The organism is Micromonospora chokoriensis, from assembly GCF_000718555.1.
GTDB classification, from domain to species: domain Bacteria; phylum Actinomycetota; class Actinomycetes; order Mycobacteriales; family Micromonosporaceae; genus Micromonospora; species Micromonospora chokoriensis_B.
Genome location: NZ_JOAN01000020.1, coordinates 65,906 through 87,241, shown reverse-complemented (window position 1 = coordinate 87,241; position 21,336 = coordinate 65,906). Strand labels below are relative to the sequence as shown.

Genomic DNA, 21,336 nt, shown 5'->3' with positions numbered 1-21,336 from the left:
CGCGACCGACGTCAAACCGACAGCGATCACGCGCTCACGGATCTACGTCCTCGACCCGGCTCGGGGCGGCGCCCATCGGCTTGGTGCAGAGCACATCGGGCTGGGGCAGATAGCCCAGCGCCTGCCAGAACCGGAGCGCGGCCGTGTCCTTCGGCAGGACCAGCAGGTTCACCCGTGGGCAGCCGAGCGCCACGAACCGCTTCTCCAACTCGGCGACCAGCAGGGTGGCGAGACCTCGTCGGCGATGCGCCGGATCCACGGCAAGGCGCAGGATCATCCCGCGCCGGCCGTCGTACGTGCCCAGCACGACCCCGGCGAGCGCCTGGTCGACCTCGGCGACCAGGAACAGCTGCGGATCCCGCGTGAGCTTCGCCGTCAGCTCCGCGCGGGGCAGCACATCCCGTTGCGTCGCGGTCCACAGCGCCGCGACGCCCTCGTAGTCGTGCCACCCGAACTCACGAACGTGGATCACGATGCCGCGTGCAGGACACTGCCGCACGAGGGCTCGCCCGCCACGTCGTACGTGGCGTAGACGACGCCGGCCTCGGTGGTGCGCGACCCGGTCAACCTCAGCCCCGCCGGGGTGGTCCCCTCGGCGAACAGCCGCTTCCCCTGCCCGAGGACGACCGGGAAGATCAGCAGACGGTACTCGTCGACCAGGCCAGCCTTCTGCAGCGTACGCAGCAGGTCGCTGCTGCCCTGCACGAGCAGCTCGCCGTCGGTGCGCAGCTTGAGCGCCGCGACCGTCTCGGCGGCCTCACCCACCAGAACCTCGGTGTTGCGCCAGTCGGCGGTCATCGGGCTGCGCGTCGCCACGTACTTCGGCATGCTGTTGATCTTTGCCCCGCCGTCCTCGTCGGAGACGTGGGGCCAGTGCGCGGAGAGGGTGTCATAGGACTTACGGCCCAGCAGCATGCCGTCGGCCCGTTCGAACACGCCGCCCATGATCTCGCCGAACCCCTCGTCGACGTGCGGCGGCAGCCAGCCGCCGTGCGGGAATCCGTTGGAGTCGTCCTCACCACGCCCACCGGGGCCCTGCATCACACCGTCCAGGGACAGGAACGTCCCCACCACCAGTTTGCTTGCCACGTCACGGCTCCTTCCCAGTCGCAGGACAGAGACAGCAGTCACCACGCCGGACCATACGTTCCCGTGACGCTGAGTGCAGACCGGCGCGCGTGAACCACGAGGCCCGGCGGGCGGGATGCCCGCGCCGGTCGTAGCGTGGGGCGCATGCGAACCACCACGCTGGGCAGCACCGGCCCCGAGGTCGGCGTCATCGGCCTCGGCTGCATGGGAATGAGCCACGGCTACGACATCACCGGCCCGCGCGACGACGAGACGTCGATCTCCGTCATCCGACAGGCACTGGACCTGGGCGCGACGCTTATCGACACGTCGGACGTGTACGGGCCGTACACCAACGAGGAGCTGGTCGGGCGGGCGCTGGCCGGCGGTCACCGGGAACGGGCCGTGCTGGCGACGAAGGTCGGCCTGGTCGCCACCTCCCCCACCGGCGGCCCCGGCAACTCACCGAAGATCGGCAACAACGGCCGCCCGGAGCACATCCACGCGGCGATCGACGAGAGCCTGCGCCGGCTCGGCACCGACCACGTCGACCTCTACCAACTGCACCGGGTCGACCCGGAGGTGCCCATCGAGGAGTCCTGGGGTGCGATGGCCGAGGTCGTGGCGGCGGGCAAGGCTCGGCAGATCGGGCTGTCCGAGGTTACGGTGACCCAGATCGTGCGGGCCCAGGCGGTGCACCCGGTGGCGTCGGTGCAGTCCGAGCTGTCACTGTGGACCCGCGACCCGCTGACCGAGGTACTGCCGTACTGCGCCACGCAGGGCGTCGCCTTCCTGCCCTTCTCCCCGCTCGGTCGCGGTTTCCTCGCCGGCCGGTTCACCTCCTTCGACGACCTGCCCGCCGACGACTTCCGTCGCGGCCTGCCGCGCTTCCAACAGGACGCGCTGCGCGCCAACCTCGCCATCGTCGCCCGGGTCGCCGAGATCGCCGACCGGGCCGGGGTCAGCCCCGCGCAGGTCGCCCTCGCCTGGGTGGTCGCCCAGGGCGACCAGGTCATTCCGATCCCCGGCACCAAGACCCCGAAGTACCTGGTGGACAACTGCGCGGCAGGCGAGGTGCGGCTCAGCGCCGAGGACCTGGCCGACCTGGATGCGCTGCCCGCACCCGAGGGTGGCCGCTACTGAGACTCCGGCGGCCCGGCGGCGTGCGACCGGGCCGCCACCGGCGGACCGAACCTGACCCCGACACCGGGCGAGTAGAGCACGCTGACCGGCGGCCCGACCGGTGCCGGCAGCCCGGCGGCGGCGACCAGCTCGTCGTCCAGGCGTAGCAGCTCAGCCCGGTGCAGTGGCCAACTCGGATGCCAGTTCGGCAGGTGCAGCGTACGACCGTACGCCCGGGTGTGCAGGCCCCAGCGGGCAGTGACGAAGTGTTCGAGCGGCGTCGGTTCGGCGATCCGCTCCCCCACCCGCACCACCATCCGGCTCGTCGCGCCCGCCGGCCCCGGCCAACGCCGCCGGCAGCGGTAGGTGCGACGGTCGCCGTCGCGGTCCAACCGCATCGACGACCACAGGTACGGCAGGCGCAGCGTCGCCCGCGCCACCAGCACCGGCACCAGGCGTGACGCGTCGAGCGACCGGAACACCACCGCTCGTCGGCCGGCGTCGTCGACGGAGTAGAGCCGGACATTGGTCTCCCAGAAGGTGCCGAAGTAGGGCACCGCGGGGCCACGGCCGAAGCCGAGCCCGACCATCCGGAAACCGATCAGGCCGACGTAGCTGACGCCTTCCAGCGTGTCCGGGCGGGTGCCGGCGGGCAGCAACGGCGCGACGAGCGCCGGAGCGACGGCCCAGTGCAGGAAGGTGAGGTTCTCCCAGCGCTGCCGCAGAATCGCTCGTGGAAGCGTCTCCTGGGGCGCCGCGTCGACCGGCTCGATGTCCACCCCGTCATCCTGCCCCGCCCACGGCCCTTTCCCGGGGCCGCGCACCCGTCGGGCGAGACGTTCTGGCTGGTGGCGGATCAGTCTTGTTCCTGGGGCGGGGATGGTCAGGGTCACTCCGCCGACCGCTAGCAGAAGTGGACGATGCTCGTCCCCTTGAACTAGCTTCACTGATGCGGACGATGGTCGTCCGCTGCGGATGACCGTTCGTGCTCACCCGCCGAAACACCCAGCCTCTACGCCCAGAAAAGGAACAACCATGTCCACGCGCTTCGCAAACAAGGTCATTCTGGTCACCGGCGCCACCTCCGGCATGGGGCAGGCCCTCGTGGAACGAGTCGCCGCCGAAGGCGCGAAGGTCGTCCTGGCGGCACGCGGCAAGGAAGCTGGCGAGGCACTCGCCGCCACCCTGCGCTCCGCCGGAAGAGCCGCGATCTTCGTGCCGACAGATGTGACGGTCGAGGCCGAGATGGCGACGCTGGTGCAGCGGGCGGTCGACCACTACGGCCGGCTCGACGGCGTGTTCAACAACGTGGGCGCGGCCACCGCGCTCGGTCCGATCACCGAGATCGGCCCGGACGCCTGGGACGCCGAGATGGCGCTCAACCTGAGCAGCGTCTTCTTCGGGCTCAAGCACCAGATCCCCGCGCTGCAGGCCGCTGGCGGCGGCTCGATCGTGAACAACGCCTCCGTCAGCGGCGTCACCGGGTCCGCCGGCCTGGCCTCCTACAGCGCCGCCAAGCACGGCGTCGTCGGGCTCACCCGGTCGGCGGCTCTCGAGGTGGCCGCCACGGGTGTACGGATCAACGCGCTCGTCACCGGCGGCGTCGACACCCCTCTCCTGCGGCGAAACCTGGGCCCGAACCCGGACGAGGCCCTCCAGATGGGCAACGCCATGCACCCCGTGGGACGGATCGGGCGGCCCGACGAGATCGCCGCGCTCGCGGCCTTCCTGCTGAGCGACGAAGCCCCCTTCATCACCGGCGCCGCTCTCGCGATCGATGGCGGCCTGACCGCCGCCTGACGGCCCACTGCCACCACTTCCCTCGAAGGAAAACAACGATGCCCACTCGGCACGCCGCACCGAACTCGCAGCGGTGGAGAGCCCTGCTATTCATCTCGATCGCCCAACTGATGGTCGTTCTCGACGGCGCCGTCATGAACATCGCCCTCCCCTCGGCGCAGCAGGCGCTGCACTTCACCGACGGAAGTCGTCAGTGGGTGGTCACCGCGTACGGTCTCGCTTTTGGTGGTCTCCTGCTGGTCGGCGGCCGGATCGGTGACATGGTGGGGCGCAAGCGCGTCTTCCTGCTCGCCCTGGCGGGCTTCGCGATCGCCTCGGCGATCGGCGGCCTGGCGGTCAACGCGGCGATGCTGCTGATCGCCCGGGCACTGCAGGGAGCGTTCGCGGCGCTGCTCGCGCCGGCCGCGCTCTCGCTGATCTCCCTGTTGTTCACCCAGCCGCGGGAACGAGCGAAGGCCTTCGGCGTGTTCGCCGCGGTCTCGATCGCCGGTGGCGCCGTCGGTCTGATCGCCGGCGGTCTGCTCACTCAGTACCTGAACTGGCGTTTCGCGATGTTCATTCTGGTTCCGATCGCGGTCGTCGGGATTGTGGGCGCCATCTCCACGGTCCACGACGACGGTGAGCGGCACCGCTCCCGGCTCGACATTCCCGGGGTGCTGCTGGCCAGCCTCGGCCTCGTCAGTCTGGTCTACGGTTTCAGCGCCGCGGAGAGTCACGGTTGGTCGGCGGGTACGACTGTCGGATCCTTCGTCGCCGGGGTTCTGCTTCTGGCGGCCTTCATCGTGGTGCAGTCACGGGTGCAGGCGCCGCTGCTCCCGCTGCGAGTCCTGAGCGAACGCAACCGGGCAGCCGCCTACCTGTCGGTGGGCCTCGCAATTGTCAGCATGTTCGGGATGTTCCTCCTGCTGAGCTACTACTTCCAGCAGGTCAAGGGCTGGCCGCCGGTCCTGGCCGGCCTGGCGTTCATGCCGATGGCGGTGCTGCAGGCGCTCGGGGCCACGCAGGTCGGCGCCCGGCTCGCGCACCGGATCGCGCCACGGCCAATCATGGTCGGCGGCTACCTCGTCAGCGCGGCCGGCCTGGTCCTGCTCGCCCTCCTCGACGCCGACAGCAGCTTCCTGGAGATCGCGATCGCCGAGGCCGTGGTCGGAATTGGCGTCGGCGCCGCGTTCACGCCGGCGATGAGCATCTCCACCCACGGCGTCGAGCCCACCGACGTCGGTGTCGCCTCCGCGATGATCAGTTCGTCGCAACAGGTCGGGGGGTCGATCGGCGTCGCTCTGCTCAACACCGTCGCGACCAGTTCCACCGCCTCCTACCTGGTCACCCACGGCGGTACGGCGGCCCCCGTCCACGTCCAGAACCAGGCGCTGATGCACGGCTACTCGGCCGCGTACTGGCTGGCCACAATCTTCGTCGTGGCTGCGGCGCTAGTCTCCGCGATCCTGGTGAACGCCGGCAAGCCGGAGCATCTGCCGACCTCGGCGTCGGACGACGCCGTCCCGGCCGCCGTCGCGGTGCCCGCCCACTGAGCGACGGCGCCGCCGCGTCAGCTCCCGACTCTCCTGAGGGCGGGAGCTGACAGGCATCCGCCGACCGTCGCGGAGAACAATCGGACGATATGCGTCCGATTGTGCTAGGCTTTCCGGATGCCTGATCTGGATCCGGCGTCTGGCGTCCGCGCGGACGCGCGGCAGAACCGACGCCAGCTGATCATCGCGACCCGGGAGGCGATCGCCGCCCGCGGGCTCGACGTCTCGGCTCTGGACATCGCCACTGCGGCCGGCGTGGGGGTGGGCACGTTGTACCGGCGCTTCGGCACCAAGGAAGCGCTGCTCGACTACGCGGTGCTCGGCCTCTACGACGAGTTGTGCGACACCGCGCGGGCCTGCCTGGAGCGCCCGGATCCGTGGGACGCAATGGCGGAGTTCGTGCTGGAGCTGGCCGGGGCCCACCGGGACAGCCGCGGCCTGGCCGAGGTCACCGCCGCCTGCGAAAGGCCGCCGACACCCGAGCTCGCGCAGCGCACCGTCGCGCTCCAGGAGGCCGTTGCCCAGCTCACCGAGCGGGCACACGCGGCGGGTGATCTCCGTGCGGACGTAACCTGGCAGGACGTCCTGCTCTGCTCACGGGCAGCGCTGGACACCGACCACTGCCTCGGCGTGGACGCGGGGCCCGACGGGTGGCGTCGAGTCGTCATGGTCCTGCTCGACGGCATGCGCGCCCCCGGACGCACCCCTCTCCAGGGGCCAGCACCGCAGGTCCGCCCACCCGAAGCATGATCCAATCGCGTTCCCGGGGACGTAGGAGGATGTACGCGTGACGCAGAGCGACGCGGAGCTGGTCGTGCTCGCGCAGGCGGGAGACGCGGCTGCGCTCGGGGCGCTGCTGGCGCGGCACGAGGCCGGGATGCGGGCCGTCGCGCTGAGCGTCCTCGGCTACCGGCCGGACGCCGAGGACGCGGTGCAGGACGCGATGGTCGTCGCCCTGCGTCGCATCGGCGAGGTCCGCGACCCGGCCGCCATCGGCCCCTGGTTGCGGGCCATCGTGCGAAACAACAGCCGGATGGCGTTGCGCGGCCCGCACGCCGTCCCGGTCGCCGAACCGGAGTGGTTCGCCCGCCCCGCCGACACACCCACCCCAGAGGAGGCACTGGACCGGGGCGCCATGCGCGACTGGGTGTGGCACTCCATCGGGCAGCTGTCCGAGCCGGACCGGCTCGTCACGCTGCTGCGGTACTTCAGCGACGCATCCTCGTACGAGCAGATCGCGGCCCTGTGTGGCGTGCCGGTCGGCACCGTCCGCAGCCGCCTCAGCCACGCCCGCCGAGCGCTCGCCGGCGGCCTCCGAACGGCGGCGACCACGGCGCACACCGACGTCGCCGCCGCGAACGACTCGCGCTGGCGAGAGGGCCGCGACATGATCACCGCTGCGATGGGCGGCGACTTCGAGCGGGTGGTCCGCGAGAGCTGGTGGCCGGACGCCGAGATGATCGTGCCGGGTGGCCCGCGCGGCGGCCGTGACCTGGCGATCAATGGCATGAACTGCGACCTGACCGCCGGGGTACGCCAGCAGCTGCGCAACGTGGTGGCCAGCGGCGACGTGCTGATCTGGGAAACCGACCTGATCAGCCCGCCCGACAACCCGGAGCACTGCCCGCCGGCGGCGCTGTGGTTGCAGGTGCTGCGTGAGGGCCGCGTGCGCCAACTGACCCTGTTCCACCCCGCCCCCGCGCTGGTCTGAAAAAACTTCCCCGACCGAGCGAACTTCTCCCCCGCCCCGTGCATCTGGCCTGCGTCATGCACCAGTGACCGTGTCGGCAGACGCCGCGCGGGTCTCAGATCGGGAGATAGCTCATGGGTTCCACCAGCCACGACGTCAGCGCCCTCGCACCCGGCGCCCACACGTTCACCGTCGATGGCGTTCGGCAGGTCTACCACGTCGCCGGCACCGGCCCGGTGTGCGTGGCGCACCCCGGCGGCCCGGGCATCGAGTGGGCCTACCTGCGCACGCCCAGCCTTGAGGCGCACTTCACCATGGTCTACGTCGAGCCGGTGGGCACGGGTGCGTCGGGACAGCTCAACGACCCCAGCGAATACCGTCTCGACAGGTATGTCCGTTTCCTGCACGCCATCGTCGCGCACCTCGGGGAAGGTCGGGTGTATCTCCTCGGGCACTCGCACGGCGGTTTCGTCGTCCAGCGGTACGCCCTCGCCTACCCAGACCGGGTCGCCGGCCTCGCCCTGTACGACACCTCCCCCGTCACCGGCGCCGAGTTCTGGGCCGAGGCGATGGCCGGCCTCGCCGCGTACCCGCAGCGGCACCCGGACCGGCCGGAGGCGGCGGAGGTCCCGGCCGCCTTCGCGCAGATCGGCGCCGCGACCGACGACGAGTCGTTGGTGGCCGCCCTGCGCGCGGCCCTTCCCGCGTACTTCGCGGACTTCTGGGGTCGACAGGACGAGTTCGCCGAGTTCCAGGCAGCCGTGCGGATCTGGTCGGGGCCGGCGGGCGCGCAGGACCCCACGCCCTTCGACGTACGGGACAACTTCGGCGAGATCACCGCACCCGCCGTGGTCATCGTGGGGGCGCACGACTTCATCTGCGGTCCCCGTTTTGCCGAGCAGCTGCACGCGGGCCTTCCGGACTCGCGCCTGGTGGTGCTGGAGCACAGCGGGCACTTCGCCCACATCGAGCAGCCGGCGGAGTTCACCGCGGCCGTGGTGGGGCTACTGCAGCGTTGACCGCCCCCAGGTCCGTTCGTCACAGCGGGCAGCTCTCAAGATGCGGTCGCGTTGAACGGTCATAGGCTGATCACTTTGGTGCACCGTGACGAAGAGGAGACCGCCGTGAGCCAGACCGAACGGATGGATTCCGTCGACGAGTGGAACGTGGCAGAGGACGACGGCGTCCTGGACGCCTCCGACACCCTCGACGACGACCGCGTCGGCGACCCCCTCGACACCGGCATCATCGCCGAGGACCACTGGACGGCCGCCAACCGGTTCGGCACCACGCCCGCCGAGGAACGCGCGGGCGAGTCCCTGGAGCAACACCTTGCCCAGGAGGTGCCGGATGTCGACCCGTACGCCGAGGGTGGCGACGACGAGGACGAGCTGACCCGCCGGGGGTACGAGGCGGAGGCGCGCGCCGGCCGTCTCGTCGCCTTCGACGAGGGCGTCCGCGAGGACGACGAGGCCGAGTCGGTGGCGTGGGACGTCGGCATCGACGCGGGTGCCGCCAGCGCGGAGGAGGCGGCGGTCCATCTGGTCGAGGACCCGGACGGGCCCGGCGACGGTCCGTTGCGCTGACGCCGTACCCGCCGCGCTCGGCACTTCACGCCAGTGCCGAGCGCGGCGGGGTCGGTCAGTGGATGACGACGGGCGTCTTGACCAGCTCGCCCTGCGGGTCGTCGAGCTGCGCCGGCTGACGTCGGCGCGGCAGGAACGCCGCCGGGATGATCGTGAGCACGACCAGCGCGAACGCGACCCAGAACGTGGTGGCGAACGACTTGGCGGCGAAGTCGAGCCCGCGCTCGATGAGCGACGGGTCCACCGGCATCTGCTGGAGCAGCTCCGGGCGCTGCTGGGAGGCGATGGCCAGCCCGGCCTCGGTGATCGGCTTGCCGCTCTCGTCCACCAGGCCGGGGATCGGCCGGGAGCCGTTCAGCTCGTTGGTGAGGATCACCGACATCACGGCGGCGCCGACCGAGCCGCCGATCTGCTGGAGGATGTTGACAAGCGTCGAGCCGCGCGCCACGTCGTTGGCCGACAACGTCCGCAGGGCCGAGGTCATGATCGGCATCATCGTGCCGCCCATGCCCAGACCCATCACGAACAGCGACCCACCGAGCAGCCAGTACGAGGTCTGCGGGTCGACCTGGGTGAAGCCGAAGAACCCGGCGACGATGAGCGCCAGCGCGAACGGAACGGTGCGCCCGATCGGCACCCGGTCGGCGAGCGTGCCGGCGATCGGCATGGTGATCATCGCGCCGATGCCCTGCGGGGCCATCAGCAGGCCGGCGGCCAGCGTCGACTCGCCGCGCACCTGCAGGAAGTAGCTCGGGAACAGCAGGCCGGCGCCCATGAACGCGATGATGAAGACGAACATCGTCACCGAGGCGATGGTCAGGCTGCGGTTGCGGAACAGCCGCAGGTCGAGCAGCGGGTGCCGGGGCTTGAACGAGTAGAGCACGAACGCCACCACAAGCGCGCCGCCGACCAGCATCGGAGCCCACACCTTGGCCGCGGTGAAGGTGCCCACCTCCGGCAGCGACGAGATGCCGTAGAGGAAGAGGGCGAGGCCCGGCGAGAGCATGAGCATGCCGACGAAGTCGAACGACTCCGACGGCTCGGGGGCGTCCTTCGGGAGCGCCATCTGCGCGTAGATCAGCCCGACCACACCGATCGGCAGGTTGATCAGGAAGATCCAGTGCCAGCTCGCGGTGTCGATCAGCCAGCCACCGAGGATCGGGCCGCCGATCGGGCCGAGCAGCATCGGGATGCCCAGGACGGCCATCAACCGACCGATCCGGTGCGGGCCGGCGGCCCGGGTCATGATGGTCATGCCCAGCGGCATGAGCATGCCGCCGCCGAGGCCCTGCAGGACCCGGTAGCCGATCAGCTCGCCGATCGAGTCGGCGGTGGCGCAGAGCCCCGAACCGATGGTGAACAGGGCCAGCGCCACCATGTAGAGCCGCTTGGTGCCGAACCGGTCGGCCGCCCACCCGCTGAGCGGGATCACGGTGGCCAGCGCCAGGGTGTAGGCGGTCATGGTCCAGGCGACGCGGGCGTAGGACGCGTCGAACTCGTCCTGGAATTTGGGCAGCGCCACGCTGACCACTGTCACGTCGAGGATCGACATGATCGCGCCAAGGACGACGACGCCCGCCACCTTGAGCACCGCAGCGTCGAGTTTGTCCGATGTCGCGACGGATTGCTGTGTCACTAACTCTCCTGAAGTTGATTGAGCCGGCCAGCGGTGGGCGGTGGCGGCGGTGCCGCGCCGACTGGCGCGGGGCGCGACGTGCCAGGACAACGACGCGCGCAGGAAGAGTAACGGGCGGATGTGACAGTTCGCCGCCGGATTAGCGCCCGTCCGGGCGTCGGGACCGATCGGCCGTGCGACTCTGACCGGTCGTCGGGGTGGCGATCAGGCGGTGACCACCGGCACGGCGAGCTAGAGGCGGGTCGCGGTCCGGATCAGCGCGGCGAGGGCCAGGGATCGACTGTGCGGCGGCCACGCGATCACCGTCGTCACCCTCGGCGCGTCCACCACCGGCACGGCGGCGAGGTCGTGGCGCAGGTCGGCCCGGCAAGACTCGGGCAGGATCGCCGATGTCCGGCTCAGCGCGATCAGCTGGTACAGCTGTGTGGTGTCTCGTACCTCCGGGCCGGGTCCGTCCGGGTACGTGCCGTCGGGGCCGCGGCGGCGAGGCGGCGGCAGGCCGGGCAGCTCGGCGACGTCGGCCATCCGCACCTCGTCCTGCGCGGTGAGGGGGTGCCCGGCCGGCAGGACCACGACCTGCCCCTCCGTGCGTAGCTCCTCGCAGTCCAGCCCGACCGTCGAGTCGAACGGCCGGTGCAGCAGCGCCACGTCCGCCCGCCCGTCGCGCAGCATCCGTTCCTGCTCGCCGATCCCGCACAGCAGCACGTCGACGGGGACCGCATCGGGTTCGGACGCGTACGCGTCGAGAAGCTTCGCCAGCAACTCGCCGGACGCTCCGGCCTTCGTGACGAGGACCAGGCCGGGATGGCCGGTCGTGGCGAGGGCGGCGCGGCGGGTACGCCGGTCTGCGGCGTCGACCGCGTCGAGGGCCGCCCGGCCCTCGATCAGGAGCACCGAGCCGGCCCGGGTAAGCGCGACGGTGCGGCTGGTGCGCTCCAGCAGCGCCACCCCGAGCCGCCGTTCGAGCTGCGCGATCGCCCGCGACAGTGGTGGCTGCGCGATCCCGAGCCGCTGTGCGGCCCGCCCGAAGTGCAACTCCTCGGCAACGGCGACGAAGTACCGCAGCTCACGCGTCTCCATGCCGCAACGGTACTGGCGGCACGACCCGTGTCGCCCCTGCGCGCACCCGCCCCGGGGCTCGCGATGGATACCCGCGCGGTATCAATGCCGACTCAGACGGTGTTGGTGCCCTGCCGAGGCGCGGACAGGATCGATGCATGAGTGAAACGACAACCGCGCTGGTCACCGGCGCGAACAAGGGAATCGGGTACGAGATCGCCGCCGGCCTGGGCGCCCTCGGCTGGACGGTCGGGGTCGGCGCCCGCGACGACGCGCGCAGGGAAGCCGCGGTGCAGAAGCTGCGCGCGGCCGGGGTGGACGCGTTCGGTGTGCCGCTGGACGTGACCGACGATGCGAGTGCGGCCGCCGCCGCCCGGCTCGTCGAGGAGCGTGCCGGCGGCCTCGACGTGCTCGTCAACAACGCCGGCGTGACCGGCGGTGTGCCGCAGGAGCCCACCACGGTCGACCTGGCGGCCGTACGGGCGGCGGTGGAGACCAACGTCATCGGCGTCATCCGCGTCATCAACGCCATGCTGCCGCTGCTGCGCCGCTCGGCGTCACCGCGGATCGTGAACATGTCCAGCGGCGTCGGCTCCCTCACCCGGCAGGCCGCCTCCACCGACCCGTTCGTGACTGGCCCGTTGTCGGTCGCGTACGCGCCGTCGAAGACGTTCCTCAACGCGGTCACGCTTCAGTACGCCAAGGAGCTGCGCGACACGAACATCCTGATCAACGCCGCCTGCCCCGGCTTCGTCGCGACCGACCTCAACGGCTTCCGCGGCGTCCGCACACCCGAACAGGGCGCGGCGATCGCGATCCGCCTCGCGACCCTGCCCGACGACGGGCCGACCGGCGGGTTCTTCGAGGACGCCGGCGTGGTGCCCTGGTGATCAACCGGTCCGCCGAGCCCGTGGACCGCGGCAAGGGCGGGGGCGCCGCGCACGAGGCCGGCCGGGCGATCCGCGCGTAGGCCACTCCCGCCCCTGTCCGGCAGGCCCTCATTCCGTCCCTGCAGGCCCTCATTCCGTCCTGGCAGGCCCTCATTCCGTCCTGGCAGCGGGGCGAGAGTGGGGGCGTGCCGGACCCTGGCCGCGCGCCTCTCACCGCCTCAGTGGCCGCGTGGAACAAGAGCATGCCGGGCTGGGCACTCGGTCGGCCCGCTGACCGAGGTGGTCGATGTCCGTTGGTAGTGCCTACGTCCGTAGGTGGTAGTGGTTGCGGCGGGGAAGTTGTTCGGGGTCGAGCCAGGCCGGTGGCACGAATTCGGGGTGGCCGTCGCCTGCCAATCGCACGGCCCAGTCGCTGTGGTGCAGGTGCCGGTGGTGGCCGCAGAGCAGGACGGCGTTGGTGAGGCTGGTGTCGCCGCCGTCAGCCCAGTGGTGGATGTGGTGGGCGTCGCACCAGCGCGGTGGTCGGTCGCAGCCCGGGAGGCGCAGCCCCGGTCCCGCAGCACCAGCGCTCGCCGGAGTGGGCCGGTGATGAGACGGCGTCGTCGGCCGAGGTCGAGTGGAAGGCCTGCTCCGCTGAGGATGGCGGCGTCGCAGGCGAGGCGGCGCACGGCCTCGGGGGTGAGGTGCAGGCCGGTGTCGAGGGCGCCACTGCCCAGTTGTCGGGTCAGCTCGTCGTAGCTGGTGGTGACGACGATCTGGGCGGGATCACCGCCGTGCTCGGGCAACTCGCCGCTGCGCAGGGCGAGGCGGCACACGTCGCCGAGGGCGTCGTGCCGGCGTTGCCCGGGAGAGCGCTTGTCGTCAGGGCCCGCGGGTGCGCCGAGCGGGTCGATGGCGGCGCGGAGCAGCCCGGCGGTCTCGGTGTCGAGGATGCCGGTGAGTCGCAGGCGGCCGTCGGTGAGGGCGGAGAGGGTGAGGTGGCGGTCGCGGGTGGCGCGGGCGGCTTCGGCGTCCAGGGCGGCCTTGGCAGCGGCGTCGGCGATGTCGGGTGCGACGTGGTCGAGGATGCGGGTGCTGAGTTTGCGTAAGAGGGTGGGATCGAATTGCCCGGCCCACTCGACGAGCACTCCGATGGCTCTGTCAGCGGCCTCGGGACCGGCGGCGGTCTGCACGCTGTCGACCGTGTCGGCGATGATCCGGGCCTGGTCCACGGTGATGTGGCCACCGGCCAGTGCGTGGCGTACCCCGGGGGTGCCGGTGTCCAGGACCGCGGCGAGGTCGACGAGGCGGCGGGCGGCCGGGATGGTGAGGCGTAACCGTTCGCGGAGCCAGACCGCGGTGGAGGAGGCACCCTGCGTGGTGGCGGTGCCTCGACCGTCAAGCTCACGGATCAGGGCCAGCTTCACTGCGGCGAGACGCCGCTCGATGCGGTGCGCGGTGTCGAGCGCGGCGATCAGCTCACCCTCGGGCAGTGCCCAGGCGGCCGTGTCGGCGCAGGCCGCGATGGCATCCTCCGCCTGCGCCAACCCGTCAACCATGACCCGAGACTAGAACAGGTGTACGACAACTTCAGTCATCATGATCGATCCGCGGAGGGCCCGGCCCCGGCGGCAGGCCGGCGATCTGGTTGCCATGATCGACAAAGGACTAGTTGCTGCGTTTGCTGGCGTCGAGAGCAGCCTGCTCCACTCGCTGGCGGTGCTCCAACCACCATGACTCGTCCACGGGCGGCAGGTTGTCGTTCCTGGACAGCAGCCCGGCCGCGCCGTCGATGAGTTCGCGCACGATGTCGGCGTGGCCGGCGTGCCGTTGGGTTTCCGCGATCACGTGGACCAGGACGTGGTGCAACGTGACCGCCGCGTCGCCCCACCACGGCACGCGACCTACCGCATCCAGCGCAAGGGCGTCAATGGCGGTGTCGGCGTGGGCGATCGCGCGGCGGTACAGTGCGACGATCTCCTCGCGGGTCTCATCCGCGCTCGCCCACATGTCGGCATTGGTCTCCGCCCCGTCGCCGACGTACGGCAGCTCCTGCTCGAACGGTCGGCCGAACACGACGCCGAAGTAGAGGATCTCCATGACCGCCGCGTGCTTCACCAGACCGAGCAAGTTGGTCGCGGTCGGGGTCAACGGACGCCGAATATCGTATTCGCCGAGCCCGTCGAGCTTCCACAGCAGCGAGTCGCGGCCGCCCTTCAAGTAACTGTGCAGGTCTGCCTTCATCGCGGCACTATGGCATCCGACTGGGTGTCGGCGCTGGCCCGGACGATCCGCGAAGCCCACGATCGGCAGGATATGCCCTGGGCCGCGCCATCCGGCCTGCCAATCATCTGGGCCCCGGCCAACCCGAATTGAGGTCTTGCTCGTCTAGGCGGTGACCACCGGTACGGCAGCGGTGAGCGCCCAGTCGTGCCCGATGTCGGCGGCGGCGCGCAGCAGCCTCGGAAGGTGCTCCTCGCGCAGGGTCTCCAGCGACGTCTCGGCCGCGTGCACGGTCACGTTGATGGCGGCGACGACCCGCCCGTCGCCGTCGCGTACGCCGGTGGCGACGGACCGGATTCCCGGCGCCAGGTCCTGGTCGGCGAGCGCCCAGCCCTTCGCCCGGACCTCGCGCAACGCGGCGTCGAGGTCGCCGGGCGAGGGCTGCCAGCGCGGTGTGATGCCGGAGCGGCTGGGCTCGGCGAGGACGGCGGCCAGGGTCTGCGGCGGCAGCGCCGCGAGCAGCACCTTGCCCATCGACGTCGCGTGCGCGGGGAAGCGAGTGCCGATAGTGACACCGAGCGTGACGATCTTGGGGACGGCCACCCGGGCGACGTAGACGATGTCGCTGCCGTCGAGCTGGGCCATCGAGGTCGACTCGTTGGTCTGCGCCACGAGCTTCTCCATGTGCGGGCGGGCCACGTCCCACATGTTCAGCGCGTTGACGTACGCCATCCCCAGCTCCAGGACGCGCGGGGTGAGGGTGTGGCCCCGGCCGACCGCGCGGACGTAGCCCAGCGACTCGAGCGTGATGAGGATGCGCCGGACGGTGGGGCGGGCCAGGCCGGTGGCGGCGGCGATCTCGCTGAGCGTCATCGAGGGGTAGGCGGGACGGAAGGAGCGCAGGACGTCCAGGCCACGGGCGAGGGCCTCGATGAAGTCGGGCCCGGCGCCCCTTCCGTTGTCACTCATGCCTCAATGCTTCCATTGCGCTGAGCCGGCGTCCCACTCGGTGTACTGGTACGGGTTCTCCAGGATCGCGGTCTCGGGGATGTCCGGGTTCATGCCCCGCTGCCACGCCTGCTCCCCCATCGTTTCGCGCAGGTGGTCGATTGTCGCCGCTACCCGAGCCCGCGCGGCGGCGAGGTCGACGCCGACCAGGCGGCCGTCGCGCTTCACGACCCGGCCGCCCACCAGCACGGTGTGCACGTCGGCACGCTGGGCCTGGAAGACGACGTGACCGTGCGGGTTCAGGATCGGGAACATCGCCGGCGAGGCGTCGTTCTTGATCAGGACGACGTCGGCCTGCCGGCCCGGGGTGAGGGCGCCGATCGTGGAGTCCATGCCGAGCGCGCGTGCGCCGCCCCGGGTGGCCCACTCGACGACCTGCTCGGCGCGCAGGTGGCAGTGGGTGATGGTCTCCTGCTTGGCGTGTGCCTCCAGGTGCTCTCGGGAGCGGTCCGCGCCGAGCGTGCTCCGCATGGCGGAGAAGAGGTCGCCGCTCCACCACACGCTGGTGTCCATCGACAGCGACACCGGGATGTCGTGGTGGCGCAGCTGCCAGGTGGGCGGGTAGCCCTGGCCGGCGCTCTGCTCACTCTCGGTCGAGACGGAGACCGAGCCGCCGGTCGCGGCGATCCGGTTGTACGAGTCGTGGGTGAGCGTCGCCGCGTGCACGTAGACGGTCGACGGGGTCATGAACCCGTTCTCGTGCATCAGCCGGATGCCGTCGTCGTTGGTGGCACCCCACACGCCCGCGTGGGTGGTCACCGGGGCACCCAACTCCCGGGCCACCTCGAACGCGGCCCGCTCCGGGAAGGCGGGGTCGCCCGTGACGTCGAACGCCATCTGGAAGCCGGCCAGCTTGCCACCGTCGATGCGGCGGCGGTGAAAGTCGCGGAACTCCGGCGAGGTGGCCCACTGCCACGGCCCCTGCTGGATGTTGCCGTAGGCGAGCACGAACCGTCCGTCGACCGCCTCCAGGGCGTCCACGGCGGCGTCGGCGTGCTCGGGCGTCTGCAATCCGTGCGACCAGTCCACGGTGGTGGTGACGCCCGCGTCGATCGCTTCGATCGCGCCGAGCAGGTTGCCGGCGTAGACGTCCTCGGGCCGGAACAGCTTGCCCGATTCGAGGTAGTACCAGACGAAGTACTGCGTCAGGGTCCAGTCGGCGCCGTACCCGCGCATGGCGGTCTGCCACAGGTGTCGGTGGGTGTCGACCATGCCCGGCATGAGGATGCCGTCGGTAGCGTCGATCTCCAGGGCGTCGTCGGGTGCGGTGAGGCCGACGCCGACCTCCGCGATCCGGTCGCCGATGACCAGCACGTCGGCGCCGGGCAGCACCGTGTGCGCGTCGTCCATGGTGAGAACCAGGCCGTTGCGGAAGACCACCGGCCGGTCGGTTGCGCTCATCGCCACCCATTCCTTTCCGGGGTACGAGGGGGGTTCGGACTGTTGTCCGCTGTGCGGCCAGCCCGAGTGGCGCAAGTGTGGCCCCGGTCACGATTCGTGTCAAGGACGTGTTTCCGCTCTATGAAGGAACCGTTGACAGGCACCGTTCGGTATCGCAAGCTGTCCCGGCGGACAGGTGTCCGCAGAACGGGCGGAAACATGGTGCAGCAATCAACGGGGCCGTTGGCCGGCCTGCTCGTCGCGGACTTCTCCCGGATCCTCGCCGGGCCGTACGCGACGATGCTCCTGGCCGACCTGGGCGCACAGGTGATCAAAGTGGAGAGCCCCGGTGGCGACGACACCCGCACCTGGATGCCGCCCACCCGCGACGGTGTCTCGACGTACTATCTCGGCATCAACCGCAACAAGCGGTCGGTCGCCCTGGACCTCAAGAAGCCCGACGACCTGGCCGCCGCACAGGAGCTGGCCCGCCGCGCCGACGTGCTGATCGAGAACTTCCGACCCGGTGGCCTCGCCCGCTTCGGCCTCGACTACGACACCGTCACCGCGAGCAACGAGAAGATCGTGTACGCGAGCATCAGCGGCTTCGGCACCGGCGCCGGTCGGGACTTCCCCGGCTACGACCTCATGGTGCAGGCCATCTCGGGCCTGATGAGCCTCACCGGCGACCCGGACGGCTCGCCGTACCGGGCCGGGATCTCCGTCTTCGACGTGATGGCCGGGCTGCACGCCAGCATCGGCATCCTCGCCGCGCTGCACCACCGCGGAGAGACCGGACGAGGTCAGCACGTCGAGGTCAACCTGCTCAGCTCGGCGCTGTCCGGGTTGGTCAACCACTCCAGCGGCTACGTCGCCGGCGGCACCGTTCCGTTCCGGATGGGCAACGCGCACCCCAGCCTCTTCCCGTACGAGCCACTGCCCACCGCCGACGGCGAGCTGATCGTCATTGCCGGCAACGATGGGCAGTTCCGTAAGCTCTGCCAGGTGCTCGACCTGCCCGGCCTGCCCGACGACCCGCGCTTCGGGCGCAACCAGGACCGCACGGCCAACCGCGAGGAACTGCGGCCCCTGCTGGTCGAACGACTCGCCAAGCGGACGAAGGACGAGTGGTTCCGTGACCTGCTCGCCGCCGGCGTCCCGTGCGCGCCGATCAACACCATCGACGGCGGCGTGGCGCTCGCCGAGGAGCTGGGGCTCGACCCGGTCGTCACCGTCGGTGACGTGCCCGGTGTCCGCAACCCCATCACCTTCTCCGACACCCCGGCCCGGTACGAGCTGCCGCCGCCCGGGCTCGACGAACACGGCGAGGAGATCCGCGCGTGGCTGAAGAACTGAGCTTCCCGACCGGGATCGGCACCTCCGACCCGACCACCATCTCCCTGCTCGGGCAGGACCTGGCCGCCGACCTGATGGGCAAGGTGGGCTTCGGCGAGCTGGCGTACTGGCTGGTCGCCGGCCGCCGCCCCACCCACGGTGAGGTACGGGTCTTCGAGGCGGTGCTGGTGGCGCTCGCCGACCACGGCTTCACCCCGACGGCGATCGCGGCCCGACTGACGTACCTGTCGGCGCCCGAGTCGTTGCAGGGCGCGCTCGCCGCCGGCCTGCTCGGCGGCGGCTCCCGCTTCCTCGGCGTCACCGAGGACTGTGGACGCTTCCTCGCCGACACGCTCGCGGGGGCCGGTGAGGTGACCGACTACGACGCGGTGGCGCTCGACGCGGTCACCCGGGCCAAGCAGGAGCGTCGGTTGGTCCCCGGGCTCGGGCACCCGGTGCACAAGGAGCAGGACCCGCGCACACCGGTGCTGATCCGGATCGCCACCGAGGAGGGTCTGCACGGCCCGCACCTGCGGTTGTTCGAGGCGATCGGACGCGTACACCCGCAGGTGCTCGGCCGTACCCTGCCGCTCAACGGCGCCGGTGTCTGCGGCGCGGCCCTCGCCGACCTCGGGCTCCCTGTCGAGATGCTGCGCGGGTTCGCCCTGCTGGCCCGCGCGGCGGGGCTGCTCGGGCACCTCGCCGAGGAGCGGCGTCGCCCGCTCGGCATGGACATCTACCGGGCCGTCGACCGCAACGCCGTCTACGAACCCTGATCCCCCTCTTCGCCCCCGAAAGGAGTGGGAATGGCCTCCATCGTCGCGGTCATCGCCTCCACCCACCACCCCTTCTACTACCGGGCCAGCACGGCCACCGGCGAGGATCGACCCCCGTTCGCCGACGAGTGGACGCGCAAGATCCTGGCCTTCCGGGAGACGTTGACCCGGGCTCGACCCGACGTGCTGGTGATGGTCGGCTCCGACCACTTCCACCAGCTCTGGCTGGACAACATGCCACAGTTCCTGGTCGGCAAGGCGCCCTTCTACGACGCCAACTGGTACAACGAGGAGCGCGAGTTCGGGCTGCCCCGGATGCTGCTCAAGGGCCAGGAGGACCTGTCCGGGCACATCCTGCGGGCCGGGCTCGACGCCGGTTTCGACCTCGCGTTCAGCAACGAGCTGCGCATCGACCACAGCATCACCTGCCCGATCATCACGCTGCGGCCCGAGGCCGACCTGCCGATCGTGCCGATCTACACGAACATCTTCGCGCCGCCGCTGCCCCAGCCGAAGCGCTTCGTCCAGCTCGGCCAGACCATCCGGGAGATCGTCGAGTCGTGGCCGTCGCACCTGCGGGTGGCCGTCATCGGCACCGGCCACCTCTCGCTGGAGCTGGGCGGCCCCCGGCAGTTCGGCCCGCACGGCCCGGACCCGGAGTTCGACAGGCGGGCCGTCGAGTGGATCGCCAACGGCGACCTGGACGGGTGCCTGCGCGAGGTCACCCTGGACAGCCTGCACTCGCCGGGCAACGCCACCCACGGCTTCATGGACTTCATGCTCATGATGGGTGTGGCCGGCGCCGGCGTGAAGGCCGACTACGTCGACACCCTCGATCTGTTCCACACCATGGAGGCGTACTTCACCTGGTACCCGAACGGAGCGCCGGCATGAGCAAGTACCTGCTGAACAAGTTCCTCTTCATGGTCGACCGGGACCCGGAGCTGGTTGAGCGCTACCGCGACGAGCCGCGTGAGCTGGTCGCCTGGTGGGAGGCCGAGCACGCCAACACGGTGCTGAACTGCCACACCGGCGAGGCGAGCACCTGGCTGCGCTTCGACGACGTGGAGCGGGAGGCGTTGGCCACCCACGACCACGTGAAGCTCTTCGAGCTGGGCGCGCACCCGTTCCTCACCCTGACCCTCTTCATCGCCCTCTTCGAGCGGGACAACACCGAGCCGTTGGAGTACCAGAAGTCCTACGGCGCGCGGCTGGCCCACTTCTCGATGCCCTACCCGGACATCGCGACGTGACCCGCGCGGCCCTGGTCACCACCTGCGGCACCGCACCGACGATCGTCGAGCGACCGACCCCCGTGCCGGCCGACGGCGAGGTGACCGTCACCGTCGAGGCCGTGCCGATCACCCCGCTGGACGTGCTCTGCGCCAGCGGCACCAGCTACTTCGGCACGCCAACCACCCCGTACGTGCCGGGTGTGCAGGGGGTCGGCCGGCTCGCCGACGGCTCCCCGGTCTGGTTCGGCACGTCCGCCGGGATGCGGGCCGGTGTCGACGGCAGCATGGCGACCACGGTGACGGTGCCCGCCGTCGACGTGGTGGCGCTGCCGGCCGACGTACCGCTGACCCTGCTCGCGGCCCTCGGTCTCTCCGCGGTCGCCGCCCACGCGGCGCTGACCCGTGCCGGCGGCCTGGCGACCGGCGAACAGGTCATCGTGCTGGGGGCCGGGGGTGTGGTCGGGCAGGCCGCCGTCCAGCTCGCGCTGCTCGGCGGCGCTCGCCGCGTCATCGCCGTGGCCCGGTCGGCCGCGGCACGGGCCCGCGCCGAGGAGTTCGGTGCCGCCGTCGCCATCCCGCTGCTCCCCGACGACGACGTCGCGTCGATGGCCGACCGGCTACGCCACGCCGCCGACGGGCCGGTCGACCTCGTCCTCGACCCGGTCTTCGGTGTCCCGGCCGCGGCGGCGCTGCGGGTGCTGCGCCCGGGTGGGCGACTTGTCAACCTGGGCAGCGCGGCCGGCGCGACCGCACCCATCGAGTCCGCCGTGCTGCGCAGTGGCGCGTTGCGGATGGTCGGCTACACAAACAACGGATTGTCGACCGACGAGCGGGCGGCGGCGCTGGCCGTGGTGGCCGGGCACGCGGCGGCCGGTCGACTCACCGTCGACCACGAGATCGTGCCGTTCGACGCCATCACGGACGCCTGGGCCCGGCAGGACGCGGGCACCACCGCCGGCCGGATCGTCCTCGCCATCTGACCGCACCGAAACCCCAGCCAGGGATCGCGGGACCCTG

21 protein-coding genes and 1 pseudogene are annotated in these 21,336 nt (G+C 71.1%); 13 read left to right on the top strand and 9 right to left on the bottom strand.

Annotated features, from left to right (window positions below; translation table 11 throughout):
- Positions 1–34: 34 nt before the first annotated feature.
- Both IF46_RS0124850 and IF46_RS0124845 read right to left on the bottom strand, forming a co-directional pair.
- Positions 35–472: a GNAT family N-acetyltransferase gene (locus tag IF46_RS0124850; protein ID WP_051724147.1), complete on the bottom strand. Its 438-nt coding sequence runs from the start codon at positions 470–472 to the stop codon at positions 35–37.
- Positions 469–1,089: a dihydrofolate reductase family protein gene (locus tag IF46_RS0124845; RefSeq protein WP_030490794.1), complete on the bottom strand. Its 621-nt coding sequence runs from the start codon at positions 1,087–1,089 to the stop codon at positions 469–471. The genes IF46_RS0124850 and IF46_RS0124845 overlap by 4 nt, the downstream gene beginning before the upstream one ends.
- A 144-nt stretch (positions 1,090–1,233) precedes the next feature.
- On the opposite strand from IF46_RS0124845, the gene IF46_RS0124840 reads away from it, so the two are divergent.
- On the top strand, positions 1,234–2,211 hold the full coding sequence (locus IF46_RS0124840; protein WP_030490793.1) for an aldo/keto reductase: 978 nt from the start codon (positions 1,234–1,236) through the stop codon (positions 2,209–2,211).
- Here the strand turns inward: IF46_RS0124840 and IF46_RS0124835 are convergent.
- Positions 2,205–2,969 (bottom strand): YqjF family protein, encoded by a 765-nt coding sequence (locus IF46_RS0124835; protein WP_030490792.1) that lies wholly within the window; start codon positions 2,967–2,969, stop codon positions 2,205–2,207. The genes IF46_RS0124840 and IF46_RS0124835 overlap by 7 nt on opposite strands.
- A 256-nt stretch (positions 2,970–3,225) precedes the next feature.
- Between IF46_RS0124835 and IF46_RS0124830 the strand changes: the two genes are divergently transcribed.
- From IF46_RS0124830 to IF46_RS0124805, 6 genes are all read left to right on the top strand, one after another.
- The gene (locus IF46_RS0124830; protein WP_030490791.1) at positions 3,226–3,990 is read left to right on the top strand and encodes an SDR family NAD(P)-dependent oxidoreductase; all 765 of its coding nucleotides are present in this window, start codon (positions 3,226–3,228) and stop codon (positions 3,988–3,990) included.
- 38 nt (positions 3,991–4,028) lie between these two features.
- Positions 4,029–5,522, top strand: coding sequence for an MFS transporter (locus IF46_RS0124825; protein WP_030490790.1), 1,494 nt, complete (start codon positions 4,029–4,031; stop codon positions 5,520–5,522).
- A gap of 117 nt (positions 5,523–5,639) precedes the next feature.
- On the top strand, positions 5,640–6,272 hold the full coding sequence (locus IF46_RS0124820) for a TetR/AcrR family transcriptional regulator (protein ID WP_051724146.1): 633 nt from the start codon (positions 5,640–5,642) through the stop codon (positions 6,270–6,272).
- 37 nt (positions 6,273–6,309) lie between these two features.
- Positions 6,310–7,233 carry an RNA polymerase sigma factor gene (locus IF46_RS0124815; RefSeq protein WP_030490788.1) on the top strand — a complete coding sequence of 308 codons (924 nt, stop codon included), beginning with the start codon at positions 6,310–6,312 and terminating at the stop codon, positions 7,231–7,233.
- A 113-nt stretch (positions 7,234–7,346) separates the two neighbouring features.
- Positions 7,347–8,231, top strand: a complete 885-nt coding sequence (locus IF46_RS0124810) for an alpha/beta fold hydrolase (RefSeq protein ID WP_030490787.1) — start codon at positions 7,347–7,349, stop codon at positions 8,229–8,231.
- A 105-nt stretch (positions 8,232–8,336) separates the two neighbouring features.
- Positions 8,337–8,798, top strand: coding sequence for a DUF5709 domain-containing protein (locus tag IF46_RS0124805; protein ID WP_157563438.1), 462 nt, complete (start codon positions 8,337–8,339; stop codon positions 8,796–8,798).
- A 55-nt stretch (positions 8,799–8,853) separates the two neighbouring features.
- On the opposite strand, the gene IF46_RS0124800 is transcribed toward IF46_RS0124805, so the two are convergent.
- Both IF46_RS0124800 and IF46_RS0124795 read right to left on the bottom strand, forming a co-directional pair.
- The gene (locus tag IF46_RS0124800; RefSeq protein WP_030490785.1) at positions 8,854–10,434 is read right to left on the bottom strand and encodes a DHA2 family efflux MFS transporter permease subunit; all 1,581 of its coding nucleotides are present in this window, start codon (positions 10,432–10,434) and stop codon (positions 8,854–8,856) included.
- 231 nt (positions 10,435–10,665) lie between these two features.
- A complete protein-coding gene (locus IF46_RS0124795) occupies positions 10,666–11,514 on the bottom strand; it encodes a LysR family transcriptional regulator (RefSeq protein WP_030490784.1) in 849 nt (282 codons plus the stop codon).
- A gap of 137 nt (positions 11,515–11,651) precedes the next feature.
- Between IF46_RS0124795 and IF46_RS0124790 the strand changes: the two genes are divergently transcribed.
- A complete protein-coding gene (locus IF46_RS0124790; protein WP_030490783.1) occupies positions 11,652–12,383 on the top strand; it encodes an SDR family oxidoreductase in 732 nt (243 codons plus the stop codon).
- A gap of 303 nt (positions 12,384–12,686) precedes the next feature.
- Here the strand turns inward: IF46_RS0124790 and IF46_RS32795 are convergent.
- The 4 genes and pseudogenes from IF46_RS32795 to IF46_RS0124765 all read right to left on the bottom strand — a co-directional run bounded on the left by IF46_RS32795 (position 12,687) and on the right by IF46_RS0124765 (position 16,994).
- Positions 12,687–13,921 (bottom strand): annotated as a pseudogene (locus tag IF46_RS32795) (DUF222 domain-containing protein).
- Between the two features lie 109 nt (positions 13,922–14,030).
- Positions 14,031–14,606, bottom strand: coding sequence for a DinB family protein (locus IF46_RS0124775; protein WP_030490782.1), 576 nt, complete (start codon positions 14,604–14,606; stop codon positions 14,031–14,033).
- Between the two features lie 144 nt (positions 14,607–14,750).
- Positions 14,751–15,554, bottom strand: a complete 804-nt coding sequence (locus IF46_RS0124770) for an IclR family transcriptional regulator domain-containing protein (protein ID WP_030490781.1) — start codon at positions 15,552–15,554, stop codon at positions 14,751–14,753.
- A 3-nt stretch (positions 15,555–15,557) separates the two neighbouring features.
- Positions 15,558–16,994, bottom strand: coding sequence for an amidohydrolase family protein (locus tag IF46_RS0124765; protein ID WP_030490780.1), 1,437 nt, complete (start codon positions 16,992–16,994; stop codon positions 15,558–15,560).
- A 198-nt stretch (positions 16,995–17,192) separates the two neighbouring features.
- Between IF46_RS0124765 and IF46_RS0124760 the strand changes: the two genes are divergently transcribed.
- From IF46_RS0124760 to IF46_RS0124740, 5 genes are read left to right on the top strand one after another with little or no spacing between them, the layout of a single operon-like run.
- A complete protein-coding gene (locus tag IF46_RS0124760) occupies positions 17,193–18,329 on the top strand; it encodes a CaiB/BaiF CoA transferase family protein (RefSeq protein WP_030490779.1) in 1,137 nt (378 codons plus the stop codon).
- On the top strand, positions 18,314–19,084 hold the full coding sequence (locus IF46_RS0124755) for a citryl-CoA lyase (protein WP_030490778.1): 771 nt from the start codon (positions 18,314–18,316) through the stop codon (positions 19,082–19,084). The genes IF46_RS0124760 and IF46_RS0124755 overlap by 16 nt, the downstream gene beginning before the upstream one ends.
- Before the next feature lie 30 nt (positions 19,085–19,114).
- Positions 19,115–19,978 carry an extradiol ring-cleavage dioxygenase gene (locus IF46_RS0124750; RefSeq protein ID WP_030490777.1) on the top strand — a complete coding sequence of 288 codons (864 nt, stop codon included), beginning with the start codon at positions 19,115–19,117 and terminating at the stop codon, positions 19,976–19,978.
- Positions 19,975–20,337 (top strand): hypothetical protein, encoded by a 363-nt coding sequence (locus IF46_RS0124745; RefSeq protein WP_030490776.1) that lies wholly within the window; start codon positions 19,975–19,977, stop codon positions 20,335–20,337. The genes IF46_RS0124750 and IF46_RS0124745 overlap by 4 nt, the downstream gene beginning before the upstream one ends.
- Complete coding sequence (locus tag IF46_RS0124740; protein ID WP_084598036.1) at positions 20,334–21,299, top strand: quinone oxidoreductase family protein; 966 nt, start codon at positions 20,334–20,336, stop codon at positions 21,297–21,299. Before IF46_RS0124745 ends, IF46_RS0124740 begins: the two co-directional genes overlap by 4 nt.
- Positions 21,300–21,336 lie beyond the last annotated feature (37 nt).

Coding starts and splice junctions, on each gene's coding strand:
- IF46_RS0124840 (WP_030490793.1), top strand. CDS start 1,234: ATGCGAACCACCACGCTGGGCAGCACCGGCCCCGAGGTCGGCGTCATC.
- IF46_RS0124830 (WP_030490791.1), top strand. CDS start 3,226: ATGTCCACGCGCTTCGCAAACAAGGTCATTCTGGTCACCGGCGCCACC.
- IF46_RS0124825 (WP_030490790.1), top strand. CDS start 4,029: ATGCCCACTCGGCACGCCGCACCGAACTCGCAGCGGTGGAGAGCCCTG.
- IF46_RS0124820 (WP_051724146.1), top strand. CDS start 5,640: ATGCCTGATCTGGATCCGGCGTCTGGCGTCCGCGCGGACGCGCGGCAG.
- IF46_RS0124810 (WP_030490787.1), top strand. CDS start 7,347: ATGGGTTCCACCAGCCACGACGTCAGCGCCCTCGCACCCGGCGCCCAC.
- IF46_RS0124795 (WP_030490784.1), bottom strand. CDS start 11,514: ATGGAGACGCGTGAGCTGCGGTACTTCGTCGCCGTTGCCGAGGAGTTG.
- IF46_RS0124790 (WP_030490783.1), top strand. CDS start 11,652: ATGAGTGAAACGACAACCGCGCTGGTCACCGGCGCGAACAAGGGAATC.
- IF46_RS0124775 (WP_030490782.1), bottom strand. CDS start 14,606: ATGAAGGCAGACCTGCACAGTTACTTGAAGGGCGGCCGCGACTCGCTG.
- IF46_RS0124770 (WP_030490781.1), bottom strand. CDS start 15,554: ATGAGTGACAACGGAAGGGGCGCCGGGCCCGACTTCATCGAGGCCCTC.
- IF46_RS0124765 (WP_030490780.1), bottom strand. CDS start 16,994: ATGAGCGCAACCGACCGGCCGGTGGTCTTCCGCAACGGCCTGGTTCTC.
- IF46_RS0124760 (WP_030490779.1), top strand. CDS start 17,193: ATGGTGCAGCAATCAACGGGGCCGTTGGCCGGCCTGCTCGTCGCGGAC.
- IF46_RS0124750 (WP_030490777.1), top strand. CDS start 19,115: ATGGCCTCCATCGTCGCGGTCATCGCCTCCACCCACCACCCCTTCTAC.
- IF46_RS0124745 (WP_030490776.1), top strand. CDS start 19,975: ATGAGCAAGTACCTGCTGAACAAGTTCCTCTTCATGGTCGACCGGGAC.